Source organism: Streptomyces glaucescens (assembly GCF_002154375.1).
GTDB lineage: Bacteria > Actinomycetota > Actinomycetes > Streptomycetales > Streptomycetaceae > Streptomyces > Streptomyces glaucescens.
This window is the reverse complement of record NZ_MUND01000383.1, coordinates 1-2,080: the sequence shown is the minus strand read 5'-3', so window position 1 is coordinate 2,080 and position 2,080 is coordinate 1. Positions and strand designations below refer to the sequence as shown.

Annotated in this window: 3 protein-coding genes; 1 reads left to right on the top strand and 2 read right to left on the bottom strand. The window is 70.7% G+C overall.

Annotated elements, in window-relative coordinates; all coding sequences use genetic code 11:
* Positions 1-47 precede the first annotated feature (47 nt).
* Together CCN42_RS24285 and CCN42_RS42685 are read right to left on the bottom strand one after the other, a co-directional pair.
* On the bottom strand, positions 48-1,316 hold the full coding sequence (locus CCN42_RS24285) for an ABC transporter substrate-binding protein (protein WP_211294786.1): 1,269 nt from the start codon (positions 1,314-1,316) through the stop codon (positions 48-50).
* Between the two features lie 118 nt (positions 1,317-1,434).
* Entirely contained in the window at positions 1,435-1,578 is a 144-nt protein-coding gene (locus tag CCN42_RS42685) for a hypothetical protein (protein WP_158102123.1), read from the bottom strand.
* Positions 1,579-1,889: 311 nt separating this feature from the next.
* Between CCN42_RS42685 and CCN42_RS43400 the strand changes: the two genes are divergently transcribed.
* The coding region (locus CCN42_RS43400; RefSeq protein ID WP_169731516.1) for a hypothetical protein at positions 1,890-2,080 on the top strand (191 nt) is incomplete at its 3' end.

Below are 2,080 nucleotides of genomic sequence, written 5' to 3'. Positions count from 1 at the left end.
TTTGCGGACACGACCTAGGCCTCACCGCACACCGGAAGCGGCCCAGGTCAGTTCCGCTCCTGATAGGCGCGGTCCAGCGCCGCCAGTGCCTCATCGACGCTCGTCGTGCCGGCGAAGAGAGCCTCGATCTGCGCGAAGTGAGTTCGCTGAACCTCGGAGTTGGGCCAGCGCTGGTCCATGAACGGGACGGTCGTGCCGGCTTTCTGCCGTTCGGCGACTTCCTCGACGGCGGGGTCGACGGCAAAGGATGTGTGGGGAATGGCCGGCAGGGTGGCTCCGGAGCGGTTGTACAGGTTCTGCCCTTCTTCCGACCCCAGGAAGTCGATGAATCCGAGCGCGGCCTCGCGGTGGGGGCTGTCGGCGTTGAGCCCGTAGGCGGCCGACACCGCGCCGGGCATCCGGGTCTCCTCGGGGTCGTCGGTGGCGGGCAGCGCGGTCATGCGCAGATCCAGGCCGGGAGCGGCGGCCCGGAGGGCGGAGAGCGTACTGGCGACCTGCACCACGCCCACTGCCCGGCCGTCCGCGACCTGGTCCAGCGCGTCCTCGTAGGAGGTGCCGAGTGGTCGGGGGCCGAAGCAGCCGCGGTCGTTCATCGCGAGGTACTTCTCCAGAGCCGTCCGCCACCCGGATGCCGCGAAGGTCCGCTTGCCCTGGTTCATCAGGTCATCGAAGTCGGGCTGATCCGCGTACACGGCCGTCGCGACCAAGGCGTAGGCGAGAAGCTGGGTCACCCACGGGGTGGCGTTGCCCAGGGCGAACAGCACCTTGCCGTGCTCCCGTGCGGTGTCGCACAGGTCGAGCAGTTCGCTCCAGGTGGCGGGAACGGAACCGCCGATTGCGTCCAGGGTGCGCCCGGAGTAGATCGCACCGATCGCGCTGAAGCTCATGGGCACCACGTAGGTGATGCCCAGCACGTCGGTCACCGGTCTGACGCCTTCCGGAAGGGTCCGGTTGAAGCGGCGCAGGGCGAGTTCCTCCAGCAGGCCGTCGCGTTCGAGGGCCGTGACGGAGGCCGGGTTGCCGCTGCCGGGCCAGACGGTGAAGACATCCGGTCCCTCGCCTTCCCGGAGCTTGCCGGGCAGCTCCTTCTGCAGGGTGCTGGTGTCGGCGTAGGTGACGCTGACGTGGATGTCGGGGTTCTGCCGGTGGAAGGCCGTGACGACGCTGTTCATGGAGGACTCGTCGGTGACATTGGCCAGGACGGTGATCTCCCTGTGCCGCCCGTCGGACGTGTCGAGGAGGGAACAGCCGGCCAGCAGTGCGGAAGCGCAACTGATCGCGAGTGCTGAGCGCGAAAGGCGCGTGGTGACGGGCACGAACGGACTCCGGGAGAGGGGGCGCGGCTCACCGCCGGGCATGGGCCGACAGGTGCGGGACTGCTGTGCTCACGCCCCCGGGGCGGTCGGGGGCGTGAGCGGAGGGGCTGAAGCGAGGTCAGCCGATGGTCAGGGTCCGCTGTGCCGTCAGGCTGCGGGACGAGCGTGCCGTGGCGAAGGTGTAGGAGCGGGGGACGAGGGTCCAGGCTCCCGTCCTGCTGAGCCTCACGGACGCGGGAGCCGGCCTGCTCGACTCGCTCATCGGCCCAGCCGAACAGATCAACGAGCAGCTTCTCAGCGCGCTGCCCGGGAACGAGCGGAAGCACGCCGTGGACGTCCTCCGCACGATCGCTTCGATGGACGACGAGTTGCGGGAGAACGGTTCGTGAGGACGGCTGGAGGAGCCGGCCTCCGGCGAGTCCTTCGCCTGCGGCGCGCACGCTGCTGGACACGCTCGCTGGGCGGCCGGCTCGTGCGGCGGGACAGTCGACGACGGTGACCTCGCCGAAGCCGCGGCGATCGAGGTCTGCCCCGACCTGGACCGCTACGACCTGGAGGGACCGGTCGCGGCGCGTGTGGAGGCCGGCCCGGCTCCTCGAGCCGGCCGCCCTGCGCGGCTCGCTCACCGGCGAACAGGCGGCTCGCTGGACAGCCGTCACGTCGGCGTACGTCCGAGCACAGGCCCTCGGCGGCTCCGGCGACGACCCCCTCGGCCGGGCGGTCACCGCCCTGGCCTGCTCGCCGACCGCGTCGCCGCCGTCGAG